This window comes from Bradyrhizobium yuanmingense, assembly GCF_900094575.1.
In the GTDB taxonomy this organism is placed as follows: Bacteria; Pseudomonadota; Alphaproteobacteria; order Rhizobiales; family Xanthobacteraceae; genus Bradyrhizobium; species Bradyrhizobium yuanmingense.
The window spans coordinates 170,416-194,221 of sequence record NZ_FMAE01000008.1 but is presented as its reverse complement, the minus strand read 5'-3'; the positions used below and the strand labels follow the sequence as shown (position 1 = coordinate 194,221).

16 protein-coding genes are annotated in these 23,806 nt (G+C 63.5%); all 16 read right to left on the bottom strand.

Going from position 1 to position 23,806, the window contains the following annotated elements; all coding sequences use genetic code 11:
• Nucleotides 1–8: 8 nt before the first annotated feature.
• Nucleotides 9–311: a 50S ribosomal protein L23 gene (locus tag GA0061099_RS28355; RefSeq protein WP_025036992.1), complete on the bottom strand. Its 303-nt coding sequence runs from the start codon at nt 309–311 to the stop codon at nt 9–11.
• Nucleotides 308–928: a 50S ribosomal protein L4 gene (rplD, locus tag GA0061099_RS28350; RefSeq protein WP_018647243.1), complete on the bottom strand. Its 621-nt coding sequence runs from the start codon at nt 926–928 to the stop codon at nt 308–310. The genes GA0061099_RS28355 and rplD overlap by 4 nt, the downstream gene beginning before the upstream one ends.
• A 1-nt stretch (nt 929) precedes the next feature.
• The gene (rplC, locus tag GA0061099_RS28345) at nt 930–1,643 is read right to left on the bottom strand and encodes a 50S ribosomal protein L3 (RefSeq protein ID WP_025036993.1); all 714 of its coding nucleotides are present in this window, start codon (nt 1,641–1,643) and stop codon (nt 930–932) included.
• A 52-nt stretch (nt 1,644–1,695) separates the two neighbouring features.
• On the bottom strand, nt 1,696–2,004 hold the full coding sequence (rpsJ, locus tag GA0061099_RS28340; RefSeq protein ID WP_002712302.1) for a 30S ribosomal protein S10: 309 nt from the start codon (nt 2,002–2,004) through the stop codon (nt 1,696–1,698).
• Between the two features lie 81 nt (nt 2,005–2,085).
• The gene (gene tuf, locus GA0061099_RS28335) at nt 2,086–3,276 is read right to left on the bottom strand and encodes an elongation factor Tu (protein WP_025036994.1); all 1,191 of its coding nucleotides are present in this window, start codon (nt 3,274–3,276) and stop codon (nt 2,086–2,088) included.
• Between the two features lie 40 nt (nt 3,277–3,316).
• Nucleotides 3,317–5,389 (bottom strand): elongation factor G, encoded by a 2,073-nt coding sequence (fusA, locus tag GA0061099_RS28330; RefSeq protein WP_036027596.1) that lies wholly within the window; start codon nt 5,387–5,389, stop codon nt 3,317–3,319.
• 33 nt (nt 5,390–5,422) lie between these two features.
• Nucleotides 5,423–5,893: a 30S ribosomal protein S7 gene (gene rpsG / locus GA0061099_RS28325; protein ID WP_018647239.1), complete on the bottom strand. Its 471-nt coding sequence runs from the start codon at nt 5,891–5,893 to the stop codon at nt 5,423–5,425.
• 15 nt (nt 5,894–5,908) lie between these two features.
• Entirely contained in the window at nt 5,909–6,280 is a 372-nt protein-coding gene (gene rpsL / locus GA0061099_RS28320; protein WP_007603006.1) for a 30S ribosomal protein S12, read from the bottom strand.
• An 896-nt stretch (nt 6,281–7,176) separates the two neighbouring features.
• The gene (locus GA0061099_RS28315; RefSeq protein WP_036027604.1) at nt 7,177–9,222 is read right to left on the bottom strand and encodes an ABC transporter ATP-binding protein; all 2,046 of its coding nucleotides are present in this window, start codon (nt 9,220–9,222) and stop codon (nt 7,177–7,179) included.
• 134 nt (nt 9,223–9,356) lie between these two features.
• A complete protein-coding gene (locus GA0061099_RS28310; RefSeq protein WP_036027610.1) occupies nt 9,357–11,411 on the bottom strand; it encodes an FAD-dependent oxidoreductase in 2,055 nt (684 codons plus the stop codon).
• Between the two features lie 185 nt (nt 11,412–11,596).
• On the bottom strand, nt 11,597–15,793 hold the full coding sequence (gene rpoC / locus GA0061099_RS28305; protein WP_036011015.1) for a DNA-directed RNA polymerase subunit beta': 4,197 nt from the start codon (nt 15,791–15,793) through the stop codon (nt 11,597–11,599).
• Nucleotides 15,794–15,922: 129 nt separating this feature from the next.
• Nucleotides 15,923–20,047 carry a DNA-directed RNA polymerase subunit beta gene (gene rpoB, locus GA0061099_RS28300; protein ID WP_036027612.1) on the bottom strand — a complete coding sequence of 1,375 codons (4,125 nt, stop codon included), beginning with the start codon at nt 20,045–20,047 and terminating at the stop codon, nt 15,923–15,925.
• 483 nt (nt 20,048–20,530) lie between these two features.
• Entirely contained in the window at nt 20,531–20,911 is a 381-nt protein-coding gene (gene rplL / locus GA0061099_RS28295; protein WP_036027614.1) for a 50S ribosomal protein L7/L12, read from the bottom strand.
• Between the two features lie 54 nt (nt 20,912–20,965).
• Nucleotides 20,966–21,484: a 50S ribosomal protein L10 gene (rplJ, locus tag GA0061099_RS28290; RefSeq protein WP_036010998.1), complete on the bottom strand. Its 519-nt coding sequence runs from the start codon at nt 21,482–21,484 to the stop codon at nt 20,966–20,968.
• 583 nt (nt 21,485–22,067) lie between these two features.
• Complete coding sequence (locus tag GA0061099_RS28285) at nt 22,068–23,021, bottom strand: 2-hydroxyacid dehydrogenase (protein ID WP_074448155.1); 954 nt, start codon at nt 23,019–23,021, stop codon at nt 22,068–22,070.
• 90 nt (nt 23,022–23,111) lie between these two features.
• Nucleotides 23,112–23,804, bottom strand: a complete 693-nt coding sequence (gene rplA, locus GA0061099_RS28280) for a 50S ribosomal protein L1 (protein ID WP_025037003.1) — start codon at nt 23,802–23,804, stop codon at nt 23,112–23,114.
• Nucleotides 23,805–23,806 lie beyond the last annotated feature (2 nt).

Sequence of the window (23,806 nt, the reverse complement as noted above, 5' to 3'; positions counted from 1 at the left end):
GTACGACCTTACAGACCGGTGGTGACGTCGATCCGGTGACCCTCTTCGAGGGTCACGATCGCGCGTTTGCTGTTCGACTGCGAGCCGATGGTGCCGCGGAAGGCCTTGACCTTGCCCTTGCGGACCAGCGTGTTGACGCTCTTGACCTTGACGTCGAACAGCTTCTCGATCGCTTCCTTGATTTGCGGCTTGGTCGCCTTGGCGGCCACCTTGAACAGCACCTTGTTGTGCTCCGAGGCGATCGTCGCCTTTTCGGTCACGACCGGCGACAGGATCACGTCGTAGTGGCGAGGCTCGATGTTCTTGCTCATTTGAAGCGCGCCTCCAGCGCATCGATGGCGGCCTTGGTCAGAACGAGCTTCTGACGGCGCAGGATGTCATAGACGTTGATGCCCTGGATCGGCAGCACGTCCATGTTCGGGATGTTGCGAGCCGCAGCGGCGAAGCCGTTGTTGAGCTCGGCACCGTCGATGATCAGCGCGTTGGTGAGGCCGAGGCCCGAGAAGTGGCCGAGCAGCGCCTTGGTCTTGGCGGCTTCCAGCGCGGCCTTCTCGATCACGACGAGATCGCCGTCCTTGGCCTTGGCCGAGAGCGCATGCTTCAGAGCGAGCGCACGGACCTTCTTCGGCAGGTCGGTGGCGTGCGAACGCACCACCGGACCGAAGGCACGACCGCCGCCGCGGAACTGCGGCACGCGGGCCGAGCCGTGACGAGCACCGCCGGTGCCCTTCTGCTTGTACATCTTCTTGCCGGTGCGCCAAATCTCGGCGCGGCCCTTGGCCTTGTGCGTGCCGGCCTGGCGCTTGTTGAGCTGCCACTGCACGCAGCGCGCGATGATGTCCTCGCGCGGCTCGAGGCCGAAAATGGCGTCGGACAGCTGGACGGAGCCGGCTTCCTTACCTTCGAGGGTGGTGACCTTCAATTCCATCTCACGCCTCCTGCGCAGCCGGAGCGGCTTCCGCGTCGCCAGCAACCTTGAACTTGCCGGGCTTCGGGGCTTCCTTCGGCAGCGGCTTCTTGACGGCGTCGCGCACGCGGATCCAGCCGCCCTTGGAGCCGGGAACGGCGCCTTCGACGAGGATCAGGCCGCGCTCGACATCGGTCTGGACGACGCGAAGGTTGAGCGTGGTGATGCGGTCGACGCCCATGTGGCCGGGCATCTTCTTGTTCTTCCAGGTCTTGCCGGGGTCCTGACGGCCACCGGTCGAACCGATCGAGCGGTGCGAGATCGACACACCGTGCGTGGCGCGCAGACCGCCGAAGTTCCAGCGCTTCATGCCGCCGGCGAAGCCCTTACCGACCGAGGTGCCGGTGACGTCGACGAACTGGCCGACGACGAAGTGGTCGGCCTGGATCTCGGCGCCGACCGGGATCATGGCGTCCGCGGTCACGCGGAATTCCTCGACCCGGCGCTTCGGCTCGACCTTGGCGACCGCGAACTGGCCGCGCTCGGCCTTCGGCATGTAGACGGTCTTGCGGCTGCCCGAACCGAGCTGGAGCGCGACGTAACCGTTCTTCTCTTCGGTGCGGTGGCCTACGACCTGGCAATTGCCGAGCTTCAGCACGGTCACGGGGATATGTTCGCCGGCCTCCGTGAAGACCCGCGTCATCCCGACCTTTTGTGCGATCACTCCGGAGCGCATCGGCTTGCTTCCTGTTCTCTTTGTCCGCTTTTGGCGAACGGGATCCAAAATCTTAGAGCTTGATCTCGACGTCGACACCGGCGGCCAGGTCGAGCTTCATCAAAGCATCGACGGTTTGCGGGGTCGGATCGACGATGTCGAGCAGGCGCTTGTGAGTGCGCATCTCGAACTGTTCGCGGCTCTTCTTGTCGACGTGGGGCGAACGGTTGACGGTGAACTTCTCGATGCGGGTGGGCAGCGGAATGGGTCCGCGGACCTGCGCGCCGGTGCGCTTCGCCGTGTTCACGATCTCACGGGTCGACGTATCGAGGATACGATGGTCGAACGCCTTGAGACGGATACGAATGTTTTGGCCGTTCATTGCCGAATCTTTCTTAGTGAGTGGCGAGTAGCGAATAGCGAATAGAAACTATTCGCCACTCGCCATTCCCTATTCGCGTTGTTACTCGATGATCGAGGCGACGACGCCGGCGCCGACAGTGCGGCCGCCTTCGCGGATCGCGAAGCGGAGCTTCTCTTCCATCGCGATCGGCACGATCAGGTGCACTTCCATCGCGATGTTGTCGCCCGGCATCACCATCTCGGTGCCTTCCGGCAGGTGCACGACACCGGTCACGTCGGTGGTGCGGAAGTAGAACTGCGGACGGTAGTTGGTGAAGAACGGGGTGTGGCGACCGCCCTCTTCCTTGGTGAGGATGTAGGCCTCGGCCTTGAACTTGGTGTGCGGCTTGACCGAACCCGGCTTGGCCAGAACCTGGCCGCGCTCGACGTCTTCGCGCTTGGTGCCGCGGAGCAGCGCGCCGATGTTGTCGCCGGCCTGGCCCTGATCGAGCAGCTTGCGGAACATTTCGACGCCGGTGACGGTGGTCTTCTGGGTGGCGCGGAGACCGACGATCTCGATTTCCTCGCCGACCTTGACGACGCCGCGCTCGACACGGCCGGTCACGACGGTGCCGCGGCCCGAGATCGAGAACACGTCTTCAACCGGCATCAGGAACGGCTGGTCGATCGGACGCTCCGGCTGCGGGATGTACTCGTCGACGTTCTTCATCAGCTCGAGGATGGCGTCGTGGCCGAGCTTCTTGTCGGAGTCTTCGAGAGCGGCGAGCGCCGAACCCTTGATAATCGGGATCTTGTCACCGGGGAATTCGTACTTGGAGAGCAGCTCGCGGACTTCGAGCTCGACGAGTTCGAGCAGCTCCGGATCGTCGACCATGTCGCACTTGTTGAGGAACACGACGAGCGCGGGCACGCCGACCTGGCGGGCGAGCAGGATGTGCTCGCGGGTCTGCGGCATCGGGCCGTCAGCGGCCGACACGACCAGGATCGCGCCGTCCATCTGGGCAGCGCCGGTGATCATGTTCTTGACGTAGTCGGCGTGGCCGGGGCAGTCGACGTGGGCGTAGTGGCGGTTCGGCGTCTCGTACTCGACGTGCGCGGTCGAGATGGTGATGCCGCGGGCCTTCTCTTCCGGCGCCTTGTCGATCTGGTCGTACGCGGTGAACGTCGCACCGCCGGCTTCGGCGAGAACCTTGGTGATCGCCGCGGTCAGCGACGTCTTGCCATGGTCGACGTGACCGATGGTGCCGATGTTGCAGTGCGGCTTGGTACGTTCAAACTTTGCTTTGGCCATTTGACTCTCCGTTCAATCGTCAGCTTTCAACCGACGACAATCAGGCAAACTTCTTCTGGACTTCTGCCGACACGTTGGCCGGCGCTTCTGCGTAGTGATCGAACTGCATGGTGAAGGTCGCGCGACCCTGGCTCATCGAGCGCAGATTGTTCACGTAACCGAACATGTTCATGAGCGGCACCATCGCGTTGATGACGTTGGCGTTGCCGCGCATGTCCTGCCCCTGGATCTGACCGCGCCGGGAATTCAGGTCGCCGATGACCGAGCCGGTGTAGTCTTCCGGGGTCACCACCTCGACCTTCATGATCGGCTCGAGCAGGACCGACTTGCCCATCTGCAGCGCTTCGCGGAAGCAGGCGCGCGAGGCGATTTCGAAGGCGAGCGCCGACGAGTCGACGTCGTGATACTTGCCGTCGACGAGCTGCACCTTGACGTCGACCACGGGGAAGCCCGCGACCACGCCGGACGACAGCACGCTCTCCAGGCCCTTCTCGACGCCCGGGATGTATTCCTTCGGCACCGCGCCACCGACGATCTTCGATTCGAACTCGAAGCCCTTGCCGGCTTCGTTCGGCTCGACGATGAACGACACGGCCGCGAACTGGCCGGTACCGCCGGTCTGCTTCTTGTGGGTATAGCTGTGCTCCACCCGCTTGGTGATGCGCTCACGGAACGCCACCTGCGGCGCGCCGATGTTGGCGTCGACCTTGTAGGTGCGCTTGAGGATGTCGACCTTGATGTCGAGGTGGAGTTCGCCCATGCCCTTGAGGATGGTCTGGCCGGACTCGTGGTCGGTCGACACGCGGAAGGACGGATCCTCCGCGGCGAGCTTGGCCAGCGCCACGCCCAGCTTCTCCTGGTCGGCCTTGGACTTCGGCTCGATCGCGATCTCGATGACCGGCTCGGGGAACTCCATCTTCTCCAGGATCACCTGCTTGTCGGGATCGCACAGCGTGTCACCGGTGCGCGCTTCCTTCAGACCGGCCAGCGCGACGATGTCGCCGGCATAGGCTTCCTTGATGTCCTCGCGGTTGTTCGCATGCATCAACAGCATGCGCCCGATCCGCTCCTTCTTCTCGCGGGTCGAGTTCACGACGCCGGTGCCGCTCTGCAGGATGCCGGAATAGATGCGGCAGAAGGTGATGGTGCCGACGAACGGGTCGTCCATGATCTTGAACGCGAGCAGCGCCAGCGGCTCCTTGTCGTCCGCCTTGCGCACGACCTCGTTGCCCTTGTCGTCGGTGCCCTTGATCGCGGGCACGTCGAGCGGCGACGGCAGATAGTCGACCACGGCGTCGAGCAGCGGCTGCACGCCCTTGTTCTTGAAGGCCGAGCCGCACAGCACGGGATAAAACGCGCCGGTCAGCACCGCCTTGCGGATCAGGCGCTTCAGGGTCGCCTCGTCCGGCTCCTTGCCATCGAGATAGGCGGCCATGGCATCGTCGTCGAGCTCGACGGCGGCTTCCACCATCTTCTCGCGGTATTCCTTGGCCTGGTCGGCAAGGTCTTCCGGAATATCGACATAATCGAACTTGGCGCCGAGCGATTCATCGTTCCAGACGACGCCCTTCATCTTCACGAGGTCGACGAGACCCTTGAAGTTGTTCTCGGCACCGATCGGAAGCTGGATCGCGACGGGCTTGGCGCCCAGACGGTCGACAATGTCCGCCAGACACTTGAAGAAGTCGGCACCGATCTTGTCCATCTTGTTGGCGAAGACGATGCGCGGAACCTTGTACTTGTCGCCCTGGCGCCAGACGGTCTCGGTCTGGGGCTCGACGCCCTGGTTGGAGTCGAGCACGCAGACGGCGCCGTCGAGCACGCGGAGCGAACGCTCGACTTCGATGGTGAAGTCGACGTGACCGGGCGTGTCGATGATGTTCAGGCGCTTGCCGTTCCAGAACGCGGTGGTCGCAGCCGAGGTGATCGTGATGCCACGCTCCTGCTCCTGCTCCATCCAGTCCATCGTCGCGGCACCTTCGTGCACTTCGCCGATCTTGTGGCTCTTGCCGGTGTAATAGAGGATGCGCTCGGTCGTCGTGGTCTTGCCGGCGTCGATATGCGCCATGATACCGAAGTTACGGTAGTCCTCGATGGCATGTTGGCGGGGCATGGGTCGTTCCTTGCGAGTCCGAGTGTGTCGCCGTTACCAGCGGTAGTGCGAGAAGGCGCGGTTGGCTTCCGCCATGCGGTGCACGTCTTCGCGCTTCTTGACGGCGTTCCCCCGGTTGTTCGATGCGTCCAAGAGCTCCGCCGAGAGCCGCTCGGTCATGGTCTTCTCGTTGCGCTCGCGCGCAGCCGCGATCAGCCAGCGAATGCCGAGCGCCTGCCGGCGGGTCGAGCGGACCTCGACCGGAACCTGGTAGGTCGCGCCGCCGACGCGGCGGGAGCGGACCTCGATGGTCGGCATGACGTTCTCGAGCGCCTGCTCGAACACGCCGAGCGGGTTCTGCTTGGTCTTGGATTCGATGATGCCGAACGCACCATAGACGATGCCTTCCGCAACCGACTTCTTGCCGGCGTACATCACCGAGTTCATGAACTTCGTGACGATGATGTTCCCGAACTTCGGATCCGGAAGAACTTCGCGCTTTTCCGCAGAGTGGCGACGAGACATAGGCTTGGTTCCCGCTTACTTCGGACGCTTGGCGCCGTACTTCGAACGACGCTGCTTACGGTTCTTGACGCCCTGGGTGTCCAGAACGCCGCGGAGGATGTGATAGCGCACGCCCGGCAAGTCCTTAACGCGGCCGCCGCGGATCATGACCACCGAGTGCTCCTGGAGGTTATGGCCCTCGCCGGGGATGTAGCCGATCACCTCGAAGCCGTTGGTCAGGCGCACCTTGGCAACCTTACGAAGCGCCGAGTTCGGCTTCTTCGGGGTCGTGGTGTAGACGCGCGTGCAAACACCACGCTTCTGCGGCGACTGCTGCAGCGCCGGCACCTTCTTGCGCGACTTCTGCACTTCCCGCGGTTGAGCGATCAGCTGGTTGATCGTCGGCATACTGGCCTTCACCCTTTTTCTGCCGCGGCCCCTCTCGGGTCCGCTGTCTTGCCGCGGCCCGTCACCGGGTCCGCAAATTCTGCTCGAGCTACCCGCCCGAACGGGCCGCCTGGCGCGAAAGACCCGCGCAAAGCGAAATTGCGCCAACCGCTCCATCAACGAGCGGAAAGCGCTTCGACGCCACAGAGGACCGCAGTCTCGAAGCCGTTCAGCGTAACGCCGCGGCCCGCGCACTGAGGTCATGCATCCGAATTCGATCTCAAGAGAACGTGCTCGAGAGAACTAAAGTCGCACTGGCATTGCCTAGCTATGATCGACAGCGTTTGAGCGGCATTCGTCGAGGTTGGTGCCCGTCTTTGCGACCCCTGGCAGATCTAGTCTTTGGGGATCAACGGGTGGCCCGTTCCGACGCTGGCGATGCTCACCGCCTGTCGTTAAGTGAGGCGCTTTCTATAAGTGGGAATCGGTCAAGTCAAGGTGAAACGACAGTCACAAAGCGCTTCATGCGCCTGCAAAAAATCGCCTCTTCGCCGCCTCCCCGCGCCTGCCTGATATAGGAGCGAGGCGACTGACCTGCCAGATCTGAAACAATTATACCCGGGTCTAATGTAGTTTTATTACCAAGCTGAGGGGCTTTTCACCTGCCTGCGCTCGGTTTGCTGGCTGGTGGCCGGTCTACCAGCTTTTCCCGGCCCGCCGCGATGCCCGGTGTGACGGGGCTTCAGCCCGGACTGGTCGATCCGCGAATGGCTCTTGCCCCAAACCATGCGTGCGAAAAAACGCGGCGCGCGGCGGCCGAACGCCTTGCATCAGAGAATCGACGAGTCGACGCTGAACCGCGCGTTGCCGTGAGACGAGACGATCAGACGCGGCCGCTCGAAGCTCACCGCCCGCGGTTACTCCTCCTCGTCGTCCTCATCGTCATCGAGGTCTTCGTCCTCGTCGTCATCGTCGCGGTCGGCGTCGGCATGAGCTGCCGCGCCATGGGGCTGGTGGATCTGGTCGTTCCACAGCTTGCGATAGGTGCCATTCTTGGCGAGCAACTCGGCATGGGAACCGCGCTCGATCGCCCTGCCCCCTGAAATCACGATGATCTCGTCCATCTCGACCACCGAGGTCAGGCGGTGGGTCGACCAGATCATGGTGCGACCCTTGGCGACCCTGAGCAGCGTGCGGTTGATTGCGGCCTCGGTGGTCTGGTCCAGCGCCGAAGTTGCTTCGTCCAGCAGCAGCACGGAAGGGTTGCGTATGATCGCGCGCGCGATCGCAATGCGCTGGCGTTGGCCGCCCGACAGCGTGTCGCCGCGCTCGCCGACCGGCGTGTCGTAGCGCTGCGGCAGGCTCATGATGTAGCGGTGGATCTCGGCCTTCTTGGCCGCCTCCTCCACCTCCTCGTCGGTTGCGCCCTCCTTGCCGAGCCGGATGTTCTCGCGGATCGACATGTTGAACAGCATGTTCTCCTGGAACACCACCGCCATGCTCCGGCGCAGCGAGTCCAGCGTCACCTTGCGGACGTCGACGCCGTCGATGGTGACGCGGCCTTCGTCGGGCACGTAGAGCCGCAGGATCAGATTGAGCAGCGTGCTCTTGCCGGAGCCGCTCGGACCGACGATCGCGATGCGCTTGCCGGCGTCGAGCTTGAGGCTGAGATTGTCCAGCACCGGCGTCTGACCACCCTCGTACTGGAAGGTGACGTGATCGAATGTAATGTCGTGGGTGATGCGCGGCAGATCGGGTGCGCCCGGGCGATCGGCGCTGCGGGTCGGCTCGTCGAGCAATTCCTGAATGTGGCGGATCGCGGCGGCCGAGGAGATCGACACCGGGATGAAATGCATCACATGGGCGATGTTGTAGGAGACCTCCCAGAACGCGCTCTCGAAAGTGACGAAGGTGCCGATGGTGATATGGCCCTTGGTCGCCAGATACGCGCCGATCGCGAGCACCACAAGGTGCAGGAGGAGCACCGAGATGGTGACTGTCCGCTCCACCATGGTCGAGAGGAATGTGGCCGAGGCCATCTTGTTGCGGGTCTCGTCGTTGCGCAACCGGAAGAAGCCGAACATCTTGCGTTGCAGGCTGAACGCCTTGATGACCGCCTGGGCGGCCACGTTCTCCTGGACTTGGCCCAGCAACGCCGATTCATTGAGCTTCTGTTCGTAATTGGCCTGCACCGCCTTCGGCGTCAGGATCCGCGGGCCGATCAGCGTGATCGGGAACACCAGCAGCGCGACGACGGCGAGCTGCCAGTTGAGGAACAGCATCAGGATGATGCCGGCGATCAGCTCCAGGAACGGCAGCGCGGCACTGTTGGCGAACGTCTTGACCGAGCCTTCGAAGGCCGAGAGATCGACCGAGAAGCGCGACAGGATCTCGCCGCGCCTGGTGCGGCCGAAATAGGCGGCGGGCAGGTCCTGGACGTGCTCGAACAGGCGTGTGCGGACATCGGAGATGATGCAAGCGGCAAGTCGCGCGTCCCAGCGTTCGTACCAGACTGCAACGATCGAGGTGAAAATGCCGGCGACGGCGAGCACGCCGAGGATCTTGTAGAGCGCCTGAAAATCCTCCTCGCCGAGCGCATCGTCGATCAGGAACTTGAGGCTGAGCGGCATGATGACGTTGAACAACGTCTCGACCACGACGCCGAATGCCACGAATGACAGCATCCGCTTGTAGTTGGAGAGATAGGGCTTGACGAACCCGACAATGGTCGCAAGGGCCCCGGCGGCTTCGCGCGCGGTAAAGACGACGAGGTCCTCGTCCTCATCGTCCTCGTCGAGCTCCAGCTCGTCATCCCCCTCGTCTTCGGCGTCCTCGTCGTCCTTGAGATCCGGCTTGGCAGCGTCGGCGAGCTTGCCATCGAGCCCGGCCGCCTCCTCCGCGGCGAGCTTCTGTTGATCGGGAGATAGAGGCTTGTCGCCAGGCAAGAAAGGCTTGGATGCCATGAAACCAACCGATGCTGACGGCCGGCATGACCGCAGAGAACGCAGGAAATAGCGGCAACCGCTATTGCACCGATTCTATGCGATCAAGATGAATTCGGCAAAACAATTGGCGAATTCGGTTGGCGTCCCCCGGGCTAGTCCTCGTCCTCGACCTTGTCGAAGAAGGAATAGCGCAAGCTGTCCGCGTCGGCGTACCACTGCCCCGGCCCCTTGTTGGCGGCGAGCGTCGCCTCCCACAGCGCATCGGTGCAATCCTTGCGGTGCATCGATAGGTCGAAGCCGTTGCCGAAGAAGAGCTCGGACCATTCCCACCAGGTGCCGAGCTTCTTGACTCCGCGCAAGAGGTCGTAGCGGTCAATCAATGCCGGCGCCATGTCCGAGGTGATGGAGCCGAACACGAGGCCGGTCCTGACCACGCGGTTGAGCTCGCGGATCGCGCGGACCACTTGCTTGGGGGAAACGTGGCAGAGGCTGGTCTCGAACACGAAGTCGAACGTGCCGTCCTTGAACGGCATGTCGGTGATCGTGCCGAGCTTGTTGTACTTCTTCAGCGATTTCGGCGTCCTGGCGTGGATCGCGCGGTTGTTCTCGATTCCCCATGCATCGATGCCGCGATCGCGCAGGGCGCCGACCAGTTCGCCGCTGGCGGAGCCCGCGACCAGCAGCTTGGCGTCCGCCGCCCTGCCCCAGACGATGCCGATCAGCTTCGTCAGGTAGTCGGGATCGGTGAAGTGCCGCCACGCCTGATGATAGGGGCCGAGACCGCGATAATTCTCGAAATATTTGCGATCGATCTTGTCCGAGAGCGGCTTGTCGTCCTGCGCGCGCTGGCGGCGCAGGCGCATCATCTCGGTCAGGATGATGTCGGTCGCCGCGTCCGAGGAATCCAGCAGGCCGTTCAGCGTCGAATCGAACAGATAGTCGCCGACCACCACGATGCCGGGGTGCTCCTTCGGCTCGGGCCGGTGATTGGTCATGACGTCGCGCGCGGGCAAACCACCAGGCAGCGCGTTCACCGAGGACAGCCAGCGGTGGATCTTGCCTTCCATGAAATGCAGACGCGCATCGCCGAGAGAAGCCGGCAGCGATTTCAGGGCGGTCTCGATCAGCTCCTGGTCCGACAGATTGGCAAAAGCCAGCGCGTCAGAGCCGGGAATGAGCCAGTTCAGAACACCATGCTTGCCGACGTCGTGACGTGCGCCCTCGTTGTAGACGCAGCAGCCGCCGAAGGCTTCCGACATGAACCAGGCGCCCGGAATCTTGTCGCCCCAGAACGGCTCGTCGAACAGGATCGAGACGCGCAGATAGTGCGCGGGCCGGTCGAAATAGGCCACGTGCTTGACCATCGACCTGCGCAGCTGCTCGCCCTCCCAGCCGAGAGTGGCGAGCCAGGAATGCGGCAGGCAGACCAGCACGAGATCGAAGTCACGGGTCTCCGGCCCCTTGCCGTTCATCATCTTGAGCTGATACCGGCCGGTCGGCGCCTTGCCGACGGTGAGCACGCGGTGATTGAGCTGGATGTCGGCATTGACCTCCGACTGCAGGCATTCGATCAGCTGCTCGTTGCCGTTCTGGATGGAATAGAGGCCGATATAGCCGTCGACGTCCATCAGATAGTTCTTGAGCGCGTTGAGCCCGTTGGTGTTGTGGCTCTCGGTCGCGATGTCGGAACGCGCCATCACCTTGAAGAAGCGCTTTGCGGTGACGTCCTCGACCTCCTCGTCGAGCACCTGCTCGGCGGTCTTGTAGGCCCAGGGATGTTCGTTGTCGTGCGCGCCGACGCCCTCGTAATATTCCACCGGCGACATCACCTCGGCGCAGCGCTTGCGGAAGGCTTCGATCGCGGCGGCAGTCCTGGCGCCGTATTTGCGGCGCATGCCGGGAACGTCGTTGAGCAGCTCACCGCCGAACTGCACCTGTTCGGCATCCATCGGAATGGTCTGAAGGCCGAAATGCTGGATCAGCTCGCGCAGCGGGTCCGGGCCTGTCATGGAGTAGTCGTAGATCTCGGCAACGCCGGCCTCGTACATCGCGGGCGCCGAATCGAACTTGCGGGTGACGATCTTGCCGCCGAGCCTGTCGGAGGCCTCGTAGATGGTGACGCGGCAGAGGTCGCCGAGCTTGCGCTTCAGGTACCAGGCGCTCATCAGCCCGCCGGGGCCGCCGCCTACGATTGCGAGATCAAGCATGAGAGTTCCGTGGTCTTCCGGCCCTGCCCCCTTGGCGGGACCACCGGTCTAAGGCGCCATAGCACAAGCGCTTTTGCGGCTGAAGGAAAGATGAACAAAGGTTGATCCCGCATCGCAACAAAGCAGCAAAAAGGCCGGCAAAAGCCGGCCTTTTCATTGTCCTCGGTATTCCTACGGATGAACGATCATTCCGCGGGCGGCAGCGCAGGAAGCTCGGCTTCCGGCGCCGGCGACACGACGGCGGCCTGCTTCTCCCGCTCGTCCAGGATCAGCTTGTCGCGCTTCATGGCGACTTCGCGGATCTTGGCCATGGAGGCGCCGGTGCCCGCCGGGATCAGCCGGCCGACGATGACGTTCTCCTTGAGGCCTTCGAGCGGATCGATCTTGCCGTTGACCGCCGCCTCGGTGAGGACGCGGGTGGTCTCCTGGAACGATGCCGCCGAGAAGAAGGAGCGGGTCTGGAGGCTCGCCTTGGTGATGCCGAGCAGAACCGGCGTTCCCGTGGCGGGCTTCTTGCCCTCTTCCTTGGCCTTCACGTTCAGCGCGTCGAACTCGATCTTGTCGACCTGCTCGCCGGAGATCATGTCCGTGTCGCCCTGGTCGGTGATTTCCACCTTCTGGAGCATCTGACGGACAATCACCTCGATGTGCTTGTCGTTGATGAGCACGCCCTGCAGCCGGTAGACCTCCTGGATCTCGTTGACCAGATAGGCAGCGAGCTCCTCGATGCCCTTGACCGCGAGGATGTCGTGCGGCGCCGGGTTGCCTTCCACGATGAAGTCGCCCTTTTCGACGACGTCGCCGTCCTGAAGGTGGATGTGCTTGCCCTTCGGGATCAGGTACTCGCGCGGCTCGTCGGTCTTGTCCATCGGCTCGATCGAGATGCGACGCTTGTTCTTGTAGTCGCGCCCGAACCGGATGGTGCCCGCGATTTCGGCGATGATCGCCGCATCCTTCGGGCGCCGAGCCTCGAACAGTTCCGCCACCCGCGGCAGACCGCCGGTGATGTCACGCGTCTTGGCGCTTTCGGTCGAGACACGGGCGAGGATGTCGCCCGGCTGGACCTTGGCTCCGATGTCGACCGAGAGAATGGCGTCGACCGACAGCATGTAGCGGGCATCGCCGCCACGGGCGAGCTTGAGCACCTTGCCGTCCTTGCCCTTCACCACGATGGCCGGACGCAGGTCCGAGCCGCCGCGCGTCGAACGCCAGTCGATGACCACGCGCTTGGCGATACCGGTGGCCTCGTCGAGCGTTTCCGAGATCGACTGCCCCTCGACCAGATCCTCGAAGCCGATGGTTCCTTCGACCTCGGTGAGCAGCGGACGGGTGTAGGGATCCCATTCGACGATGCGCTGGCCGCGCTTGACCATGTCGCCCTCGTCGACGTGCAGACGCGAACCGTACTGGATACGGTGCGTCGCACGCTCGGTGCCGTCGGCATCGACGATCGCGACAACCATGTTGCGCACCATCGCGATAAGGTGACCTTCGCTGTTGCGGGCGATGGCCTTGTTCCTGATCACGATCTTGCCGTCGAAGTTGGCTTCGACGAAGGACTGCTCGTTGAGCTGCGCCGCACCGCCAATGTGGAAGGTGCGCATGGTGAGCTGGGTGCCCGGCTCGCCGATCGACTGCGCCGCGATGACGCCAACCGCTTCGCCATGGTTGACCGGCGTGCCGCGGGCGAGGTCGCGGCCGTAGCACTTGCCGCAGATGCCGTTGACGAGCTCGCAGGTCAGCGCCGAGCGGATCTTCACCTCCTGGATGCCGGCCTGATGGATGGCATCCACGTGGCTCTCTTCCATCAGCGTATCGCGCTTGACGATCACCTGGCCCGAGCTGTCACGCACGTCTTCGCAGGCCGTGCGTCCGAGGATGCGCGAGCCGAGCGAGGCGACCACGGTACCGGCGTCGACGATGGCGCGCATCTTGATGCCGAGCTTGGTGCCGCAGTCGCTCTGCGTGATGATGCAGTCCTGCGCCACGTCGACGAGACGACGGGTCAGGTAGCCGGAGTTCGCGGTCTTCAACGCGGTGTCCGCGAGGCCCTTGCGGGCGCCGTGGGTCGAGTTGAAGTACTCAAGCACCGAGAGGCCTTCCTTGAAGTTCGAGATGATCGGCGTCTCGATGATCTCGCCCGACGGCTTGGCCATCAGGCCGCGCATGCCGGCGAGCTGGCGCATCTGGGCCGGCGAACCGCGGGCACCGGAGTGAGCCATCATGTAGATCGAGTTGATGTCGGCATCGGCCCCGCTCGCCGTCTTCTTGGTGGCGGAGATCTCCTTCATCATCGCCTTGGCGATTTCTTCCGTCGCCTTCGACCAGGCGTCGACCACCTTGTTGTACTTCTCGCCGTGGGTGATCAGGCCGTCGTTGTACTGCTGCTCGAAATCCTTCGCCAGCGTACGGGTGGTGTCGACGATCTTCCACTTGCCGTGCGGCACGACCATGTCGTCCTTGCCGAACGAGATGCCGGCCTTGAACGCGTTGTAGAAGCCGAGCGCCATGATGCGATCGCAGAAGATCACCGTCTCCTTCTGGCCGCAGTGGCGGTAGACCTGGTCGATGACGCCGGAGATCTCGCGCTTGGTCATCAGCTTGTTGATGATCTCGTAGGAGATGCGCGGGTTCTTCGGCAGCAGATTGCCGAGCATGACGCGGCCGGCGGTGGTTTCGATCCAGCGCTTGGAGACCTTGCCGGTCTCGTCCATGCCTTCCCACCGATACTTGATCTTGGTGTGGAGGTGGATGACCTTCGCGTGCAGCGCGTGCTCGAGCTCGGCCATGTCGCCGAACACCTTGCCCTCGCCGGGCAGGCCTTCACGCATGATCGAGACGTAGTACAGACCGAGCACGATGTCCTGCGACGGCACGATGATCGGCTGGCCGTTCGCCGGATGCAGGATGTTGTTGGTCGACATCATCAGGACGCGCGCTTCCAGCTGCGCTTCGAGCGACAGCGGAACGTGCACGGCCATCTGGTCGCCGTCGAAATCGGCGTTGAACGCGGAGCAGACCAGCGGGTGAAGCTGGATCGCCTTGCCCTCGATCAGCACGGGCTCGAACGCCTGAATGCCGAGGCGGTGCAGCGTCGGTGCGCGGTTGAGCAGCACCGGATGCTCGCGGATCACCTCGTCCAGGATGTCCCAGACCTCGGGCCGTTCCTTCTCGACCAGCTTCTTGGCCTGCTTCACGGTGGTGGACAGGCCCTTGGCGTCGAGCCGCGAATAGATGAACGGCTTGAACAGCTCGAGCGCCATCTTCTTCGGCAGGCCGCACTGATGCAGGCGCAGCTCGGGACCGACCACGATCACCGAACGGCCCGAATAGTCGACGCGCTTGCCGAGCAGGTTCTGGCGGAAGCGGCCCTGCTTGCCCTTGAGCATGTCGGCGAGCGACTTCAGCGGACGCTTGTTGGCGCCGGTGATGACGCGGCCGCGGCGGCCGTTGTCGAACAGCGCATCGACCGCTTCCTGAAGCATGCGCTTCTCGTTGCGGATGATGATGTCGGGCGCGCGCAGCTCCATCAGCCGCTTCAAGCGGTTGTTGCGGTTGATGACGCGGCGATAGAGGTCGTTGAGATCAGAGGTCGCGAAACGGCCGCCGTCCAGCGGCACCAGCGGACGCAGGTCCGGCGGAATCACCGGGATCACGGTCATGATCATCCATTCCGGCTTGTTGCCGGAATGGCGGAACGCTTCCACGATCTTCAGACGCTTGGCGAGCTTCTTGTGCTTGATGTCGGAGTCGGTCTCCTGCATCTCGGCACGCAGCGAGGCCTCGAGCTTCTCGAGGTCCATGCCCTTGAGCAGCTCGCGGATCGCCTCGGCGCCGATCATGGCGGTGAAGCTGTCCTGGCCGTACTCGTCCTGCGCCTTCAGATACTCGTCTTCCGACAGCAGCTGACGGTCCTTCAGCGCGGTGAGGCCCGGCTCGAGCACGACGTAATATTCGAAGTAGAGGATCCGCTCGAGATCCTTCAGCGTCATGTCGAGCAGGAGGCCGATGCGCGAGGGCAGCGACTTCAGGAACCAGATGTGCGCGACGGGGGCTGCGAGTTCGATATGACCCATGCGCTCGCGCCGGACGCGCGACAGCGTGACCTCGACCGAGCACTTCTCGCAGATGATGCCCTTGTACTTCATGCGCTTGTACTTGCCGCACAAGCACTCGTAGTCCTTGATCGGCCCGAAGATGCGGGCGCAGAACAGGCCGTCGCGCTCGGGCTTGAAGGTACGATAGTTGATGGTCTCCGGCTTCTTGATCTCGCCGTAGGACCAGGACAGAATCTTCTCTGGAGACGCGATCGAGATCCGGATCTGGTCGAAGACCTGAGCCGGCGTCGTCGGGTTGAAGAGATTCATAATTTCTTGGTTCATCGTCTTCTCCTCGCGTGCCGGTCGCCTCCGGCCGCAAATTCGAAAATCACTTCTGCATGGCGCCCTGCCCTCAAGGCCTCGGGCGGGGCGCCGATGCCCGGCCGCGAAGGCCAGGCATGACAGGTCGAATTACTCGGCCGCTTCCGACGTCGGCGCCGGTCCCATCTTGGAGTTGTGCAGGTCGACGTTGAGGCCGAGCGAGCGCATTTCCTTGACCAGCACGTTGAACGATTCCGGAATACCGGCCTCGAACGTGTCGTCGCCGCGCACGATCGCCTCGTACACCTTGGTACGGCCGGCGACGTCGTCCGACTTCACCGTCAGCATCTCCTGGAGCGTGTACGCCGCGCCGTAAGCCTCGAGCGCCCACACCTCCATTTCGCCGAAGCGCTGGCCGCCGAACTGCGCCTTGCCGCCCAGCGGCTGCTGGGTGACGAGCGAGTACGGACCGATCGAACGCGCATGGATCTTGTCGTCGACCAGATGGTGCAGCTTGAGCATGTAGATGTAGCCCACCGTCACCTTGCGATCGAACGGATCGCCGGTGCGGCCGTCATAGACGGTCGACTGACCCGAAGCGTCGAGACCGGCGAGCTTCAGCATCTCCTCGATATCGGCTTCCTTGGCGCCGTCGAACACCGGGGTTGCGATCGGCACGCCGCGGCTGAGGTTATGGCCGAGCTCGAGCAGCTCGTTGTCGTTGAGCGACTTGATCGTCTCGTCCTCGCCGTAGACCTTCTTCAAGGTCTCCTTCAGCGGCTTGATGTCCTGCTTCGACAGGTACGCATCGACGGTCTGGCCGATACGCTTGCCGAGGCCGGCGCAGGCCCAGCCGAGATGGGTCTCGAGGATCTGTCCGACGTTCATGCGCGAAGGCACGCCGAGCGGATTGAGCACGATGTCGGCATGCGTGCCGTCTTCGAGGAACGGCATGTCCTCGATCGGCACGATCTTCGACACCACGCCCTTGTTGCCGTGGCGGCCGGCCATCTTGTCGCCGGGCTGGATCTTGCGCTTCACCGCGACGAAGACCTTGACCATCTTCATCACGCCGGGCGGCAATTCGTCACCGCGCTGAAGCTTCTCGACCTTGTCGAGGAAGCGCTGTTCCAGTCCCTTCTTCGACTCGTCGTACTGCTTCCGCATGGCCTCGATCTCGGCCATCAGCTTGTCGTTGGGCGAAGCGAACAGCCACCATTGCGACTTCGGATACTCCTCGAGCACCGCACGGGTGATCTTGGTGTCCTTCTTGAAGCCCTTGGGACCTGCAATGCCCTGCCGCCCCTCGAGCAGCTCGGCAAGACGGTTGTAGACGTTGCGGTCCAGGATCGCCTGCTCGTCGTCGCGGTCCTTGGCGAGGCGCTCGATCTCCTCCCGCTCGATCGCCAGCGCACGCTCGTCCTTGTCGACGCCGTGGCGGTTGAACACGCGCACTTCGACGATGGTGCCCTGCACGCCCGGGGGAACGCGCAGCGAGGTGTCGCGGACGTCGGAGGCCTTCTCGCCGAAGATGGCGCGCAGCAGCTTCTCTTCCGGCGTCATCGGGCTTTCGCCCTTCGGCGTGATCTTGCCGACCAGGATGTCGCCGGCGCGCACTTCCGCGCCGATGTAGACGATACCGGCTTCGTCGAGGTTCTTCAGCGCTTCTTCCGAGACGTTCGGAATGTCGCGGGTGATTTCCTCAGGTCCGAGCTTGGTGTCGCGGGCCATCACCTCGAACTCCTCGATGTGGATCGAGGTGAAGACGTCCTCCTTCACGATCCGCTCGGAGAGCAGGATCGAGTCTTCGAAGTTGTAGCCGTTCCACGGCATGAACGCGACCAGCACGTTGCGGCCGAGCGCGAGCTCGCCGAGATCGGTCGAAGGACCGTCGGCGATGATGTCGCCCTTCCTGACGACGTCGCCGACCTTCACCAGCGGACGCTGGTTGATGCAGGTCGACTGGTTCGAGCGCTGGTACTTCATGAGGCGGTAGATATCGACGCCCGACTTGGTCGGATCGAGATCTTCCGTGGCGCGGATGACGACGCGGGTCGCATCGATCTGGTCGATCACGCCCGAACGGCGCGCCGCGATCGCAGCGCCCGAGTCACGGGCAACCACGCCCTCCATGCCGGTGCCGACGAACGGCGCCTCGGCGCGAACCAGCGGCACCGCCTGGCGCTGCATGTTCGAGCCCATCAGCGCGCGGTTGGCGTCGTCGTTCTCGAGGAACGGGATCAGCGCCGCGGCGACCGAAACGAGCTGCTTCGGCGACACGTCCATGTAGTCGACCTTGTCGGGCGTCATCGGCACGACGTCGCGGGTGCCGCTCGAACGGCAGACCACGAGGTCTTCGGTGAAGCGGCCCTTGGCGTCGACCGGCACGTTGGCCTGGGCCACGGAATAGCGCCCTTCCTCCATCGCCGACAGGTACACGACCTCGTCGGTGACACGGCCATCCTTGACCTTGCGATACGGCGTCTCGACGAAGCCGTACTTGTTCACGCGCGCGAAGGTCGCGAGCGAGTTGATCAGGCCGATGTTCGGACCTTCCGGCGTCTCGATCGGGCAGATGCGGCCGTAATGCGTCGGGTGCACGTCGCGCACCTCGAAGCCAGCGCGCTCGCGGGTGAGACCGCCCGGTCCGAGCGCCGAGAGGCGGCGCTTGTGGGTGATCTCGCTGAGCGGGTTGGTCTGGTCCATGAACTGCGAGAGCTGCGAGGAGCCGAAGAACTCGCGCACCGCGGCGGCGGCCGGCTTGGCGTTGATCAGGTCCTGCGGCATGACCGTGTCGATGTCGACCGAGGACATGCGCTCCTTGATCGCGCGCTCCATGCGCAACAGGCCGATGCGGTACTGGTTCTCCATGAGCTCGCCGACCGAACGCACGCGGCGGTTGCCGAGATGGTCGATGTCGTCGATCTCGCCCTTGCCGTCGCGCAGATCCACCAGCGTCTTGATGACGGAGAGGATGTCCTCCTTGCGCAGCGTGCGCTGGGTGTCGGGCGCATCGAGGTCGAGGCGCATGTTCATCTTGACGCGGCCGACCGCGGAGAGGTCGTAGCGCTCGGCGTCGAAGAACAGCGACTGGAACATGGCCTGCGCCGATTCCAGCGTTGGCGGCTCGCCCGGACGCATCACGCGGTAGATGTCGAACAGCGCGTCCTCGCGCGTCATGTTCTTGTCGGCCGAGAGCGTGTTGCGGATGTAGGGGCCGACATTGACGTGGTCGATGTCGAGCAGCGGCAGTTCTTTGTAGCCCTGCTCGTTGAGCGCCTTCATCAGCTTGTCGGTGATCTCCTCACCGGCCTCGGCGTGGATCTCACCGGTCTTGGGGTTGACGAGATCCTCGGCGACGTAGTTGCCGACCAGTTCCTCGTCGGCCATGCGCAGCGCCTTCAGCCCCTTCTCCTGGAGCTGGCGGGCGGCGCGGACGGTGAGCTTCTTGCCGGCCTCGAGCACGACCTTGCCGGTGTCGGCATCGATCAGGTCGTTGACCGTGGAGTAGCCGCGGAAGCGGTTGGCGTCGAACGGAACGCGCCAGCCTTCCTTGGTCCGCTTGTAGAGAATCTTCTTGTAGAACGTGGACAGGATCGCCTCGCCGTCGAGGCCGAGGGCGAACATCAGCGACGTCACCGGAATCTTGCGGCGACGGTCGATACGCGCATAGACGATGTCCTTGGCGTCGAACTCGATGTCGAGCCAGGAACCGCGATAGGGGATGACGCGGGCGGCGAACAGCAGCTTGCCCGAGGAATGGGTCTTGCCCTTGTCGTGGTCGAAGAACACGCCGGGCGAACGGTGCATCTGCGAGACGATGACGCGCTCGGTGCCGTTGACGATGAAGGTGCCGTTCATCGTCATGAGCGGGATGTCGCCCATGTAGACGTCCTGCTCCTTGATGTCCTTCACCGACTTCGCGCCGGTTTCCTCGTCGATATCGAACACGATGAGGCGCAGCGTCACCTTGAGGGGCGCAGCGAAGGTCATGCCGCGCTGGCGGCACTCGTCGACGTCGTATTTCGGCTGCTCGAACTCGTAGCGGACGAATTCCAGCATCGAGGTGCCGGAGAAGTCGGAGATCGGAAACACCGAGCGGAACACCGCCTGCAGACCCTCGTCGAGACGTCCGCCCTGGGGTTCGTCCACCATCAGGAACTGGTCATAGGACGCCTTCTGAACCTCGATGAGGTTCGGCATCTCGGCGACTTCCTTGATGTGTCCGAAGAACTTGCGAACGCGTTTGCGACCGGTGAATGTCTGCTGCGCCATCGTGGCCTCTCATTTTCGTCGCCCGCCCTGGGCGCACCGTCCGGACCGCGGCTGCCACCGCTTTCCGGGTTGAATTTTCGAACCCGTCTTGGGGGGCCGGAGACGCAGTTTCAGGCGCCGATGTCCTGAATCTGTTCTTCAGACCTTCAAAACGCAAAACGACGCGCGGGGCGCAGATGCGCGCCCGCCCGTCACAACGATCATCTTCACGGACTGCAAAAGCCCGAAATAGCCTGCTCTCCCAACGGCTTACAGGGAAATCCGGCATCCCTGCCCACCGCGCTTTCGTGCTGCCGACCCGATATGGGGCGACAATAGTGCAGATTCGAGGGTCAAACCCTCAAATCCCCACACTTTTTCGTGTTTGGCCTGCGTCGGATCGTTCCGTCGCACGCCTTTTGCATTCCGGTCCACCCTCTCGAAGGGGGACCAGGATCCCGGGCAGAGCCGTTGCCCGCCCGGGATCCCGCCAGTAAGCAGTGCTTACTTGAGCTCGACCTTGGCGCCAGCCTTCTCGAGCTGGGCCTTGATCTTGTCGGCTTCGTCCTTGTTCACGCCTTCCTTCAGCGGCTTCGGAGCACCCTCGACGAGGTCCTTTGCTTCCTTCAGGCCGAGACCGGTGATGGCGCGGACTTCCTTGATGACCTCGATCTTCTTGTCGCCGGCGCTGGCGAGAACGACCGTGAACTCAGTCTTCTCTTCCGCCGGAGCGGCAGCACCGCCGCCGCCAGCGGCCGGGCCGGCCACGGCGACAGCCGCGGCAGCCGAAACGCCCCACTTCTCTTCGAGGAGCTTCGCGAGTTCGGCAGCTTCGAGCACGGTCAGGCTCGAGAGGTCGTCAACGATCTTCTGCAGGTCAGCCATTGTTCAGTTTCCTTAACTGTAAGTCTGGTTCGGGTTTGAGTTTTGCGAAGGGCGTCAGGCCGCTTCGCCCTTTGAGGCATGAGCCTGGATGACGCGCGCGAGCTTGCCCGCGGGCGCGTTGGCGAGCTGGGCCAGCTTGGTCGCCGGGGCCACGATGAGGCCGACGATCTTGCCGCGCAGTTCGTCAAGCGACGGCAGCGAGGCAAGCGCCTTCACGCCATCGACATTCAGGACGGTCTTCCCCATCGATCCGCCGACGATGACGAACTTTTCGTTCGCCTTGGCGAATTCGATGGCGACCTTTGGCGCCGCTACCGGATCGTTCGAAGTCGCGATCACGGTCGGCCCCTTCAGCATGGGGCCGATGGCAACGACGTCAGTGCCTTCAAGAGCAATTTTGGCGAGACGGTTCTTCGAGACCTTCACCGCGGCACCCGCCTGCTTCATCTGCTGGCGCAGCTTCTGCATCTGGGCGACGGTGAGGCCGGAATATTGAGCAACGATCGCGACGCTCGTGGTCTTGAAGACCTCGTTGAGCTGTTCGACCGCTTCTTTTTTTGCCGCTCGTTCCACAGCAAGCTCTCTCCGGTTGGCGGTCATCGCGAGAAGCGGGACCGCCGGGTTGCACCCATCGTCCCGCCCAAACCTGAACCTCCGGGTCAAAAACCCATCGGACACGCCGGGCAAGACGACAATTCAAAGCCTGCCCTCCGGGAGCCCAAGGGCCCACGGCGTGTCGAGGTCCGAACCAGACCCGTTTCGCAAAACCAGCCCTTAAAGCTGGATGCGAAGTGAAATCCGGTCTTCACCCGTCTATGCAGGCCATGCGATTAAGCCGTTGAGGAATCGAGATTCCCCGCGGGCGCCTGCAGTCTTGGACAGGACGAGGTCAGCCGGCGAACCGCCCGACCTCTGCCCGCATCCCTGCCAAAAGACGGATCTTCCTTCCTTTTCGGGCAAATCCTCACGGACGTCCTGAAAAGGAATGATCTCCTGTCGTGTCGGGTTTTCGGAATGCGTGCACGAACGCGCCAGCCGAGGCCGGCACGTCCGGAGGCGGTTCTTTAACCGCTCGGAGCCTGCTTGCCAAGAGCAAAATTCACACCAGTTCCAATCGATTGGCGGTTGGCCTTGAGATGGCCCAACAAGGGCCGATTCAGGCCGATTTGATCCGGTACGGCAGCGTTTTGCCCTCGAAGAACGCGGTCAGGTTGGCCAGCACGCAGTTCTGCATGGCGACGTGCGAATCCAGGGTGTGGCCGCCGATATGCGGGGCGAACACCACGTTGGGGAGTTCGGTCAGGGCGTCAGGCGCGTGCGGTTCCTTCTCGAAGACGTCGAGGCCCGCCCCCGCGATGGTCTTGTCGGTGAACGCCGCGACCAGGGCCTTCTCGTCGATGACGGAGCCGCGGGAGATGTTGACGACGTAGCCCTCCGCCCCGAGGCGCCTGAGGATATCGGCGTTGACGGCATGTTGGGTCTCGGCCCCTGCCCGCACCGCGATCATCAGGACGCTGCACCAATCGGCGAGCGCCTCCAGGGTCTGAAAGTACTGATAGGGCAGATCATACCGGGTGCGGCTGAAATAGCCGACCTCGCTCTCGAAAGCAGCACAGCGCGCGGCGATCTTGCGGCCGATCTCACCCATGCCGTAGATGCCGATGCGGCGGCCGGGCATGCCGGCCTGGGGACGCATCATCGGCGACTGTTTCGAGGCCGCCCAATCGCCGCTGCGGACATATTGGTCGGCCACCAAAATCCGCCGCGTCGTCGCCAGCATCAAGGTCATCGCGATGTCGGCGACAGAAGCCGCATTGGCACCTGGGCTGTGACCGACCGCGATGTTCCGGCTGGCCGCCGCCTTCAGGTCGACGCCATCATAGCCAGTCCCATAGCAGACGATGGCGCCGAGCTTCGGAAACAGGTCCATCGCCTCCGCACCGAGTGGCGAGCCGCCAGCAGTCAGCAGTGCGCGGATGCCGCCCAGCTCCTCCGCCGGAAACACCTCCCGCACGGGCTTGCCGCCGGTGTCGAGCAGCTCGAACCGCTCGGCGAAGCGCGCCATCATCGACTTGGGAAAGCGCGAGTAGATCAGGACCTTGTCAGCCATTGTTGTTGTTTCCGAAGAGCGCCGCCACAAACGACGAGGGGCGGAATCGGTCGCCCGATCCCGCCCCTCGCCTCATGCAATTTCCAAACCTCAGCCGAGAATGGTGCCCGGCTCGACCTTCACGCCCGGGCCCATCGTCGAGGACACTGCAACGCGCTGGATGTAAGTGCCCTTGGAACCGGCCGGCTTCGCCTTGGAGACCGCGTCAGCCAGAGCCTTGATGTTCTCGACCAGCTTCTCCTCGGAGAACGAGGCCTTGCCGACGCCGGCCTGCAGGATGCCGGCCTTCTCGACGCGGAACTCGACCGAGCCGCCCTTGGCGCCCTTCACCGCACCGGTGACGTCCATGGTCACGGTACCGATCTTCGGGTTCGGCATCAGGCCGCGCGGGCCGAGCACCTTACCGAGGCGGCCGACCAGCGGCATCATGTCGGGGGTGGCGATACAGCGGTCGAAATCGATCGTGCCGTTCTGCACCTTTTCGACCAGGTCCTCGGCGCCGACGACGTCGGCACCGGCGGCCTTGGCTTCATCGGCCTTGGCGCCGCGGGCGAACACGCCGACGCGGAGCGTACGGCCGGTGCCGTTCGGCAGGGTAACGACGCCGCGGACCATCTGGTCGGCGTGGCGCGGATCGACGCCGAGATTGATCGCGACCTCGATGGTCTCGTCGAACTTCGCTTTCGCGCGTTCCTTGACCATCTTGATGGCGTCCGCGAGCGGGTAAAGCTTTTCGCGGTCAATGCCTTCGCGGGCTTTGTTCAAACGCTTTCCGATTGCCATGG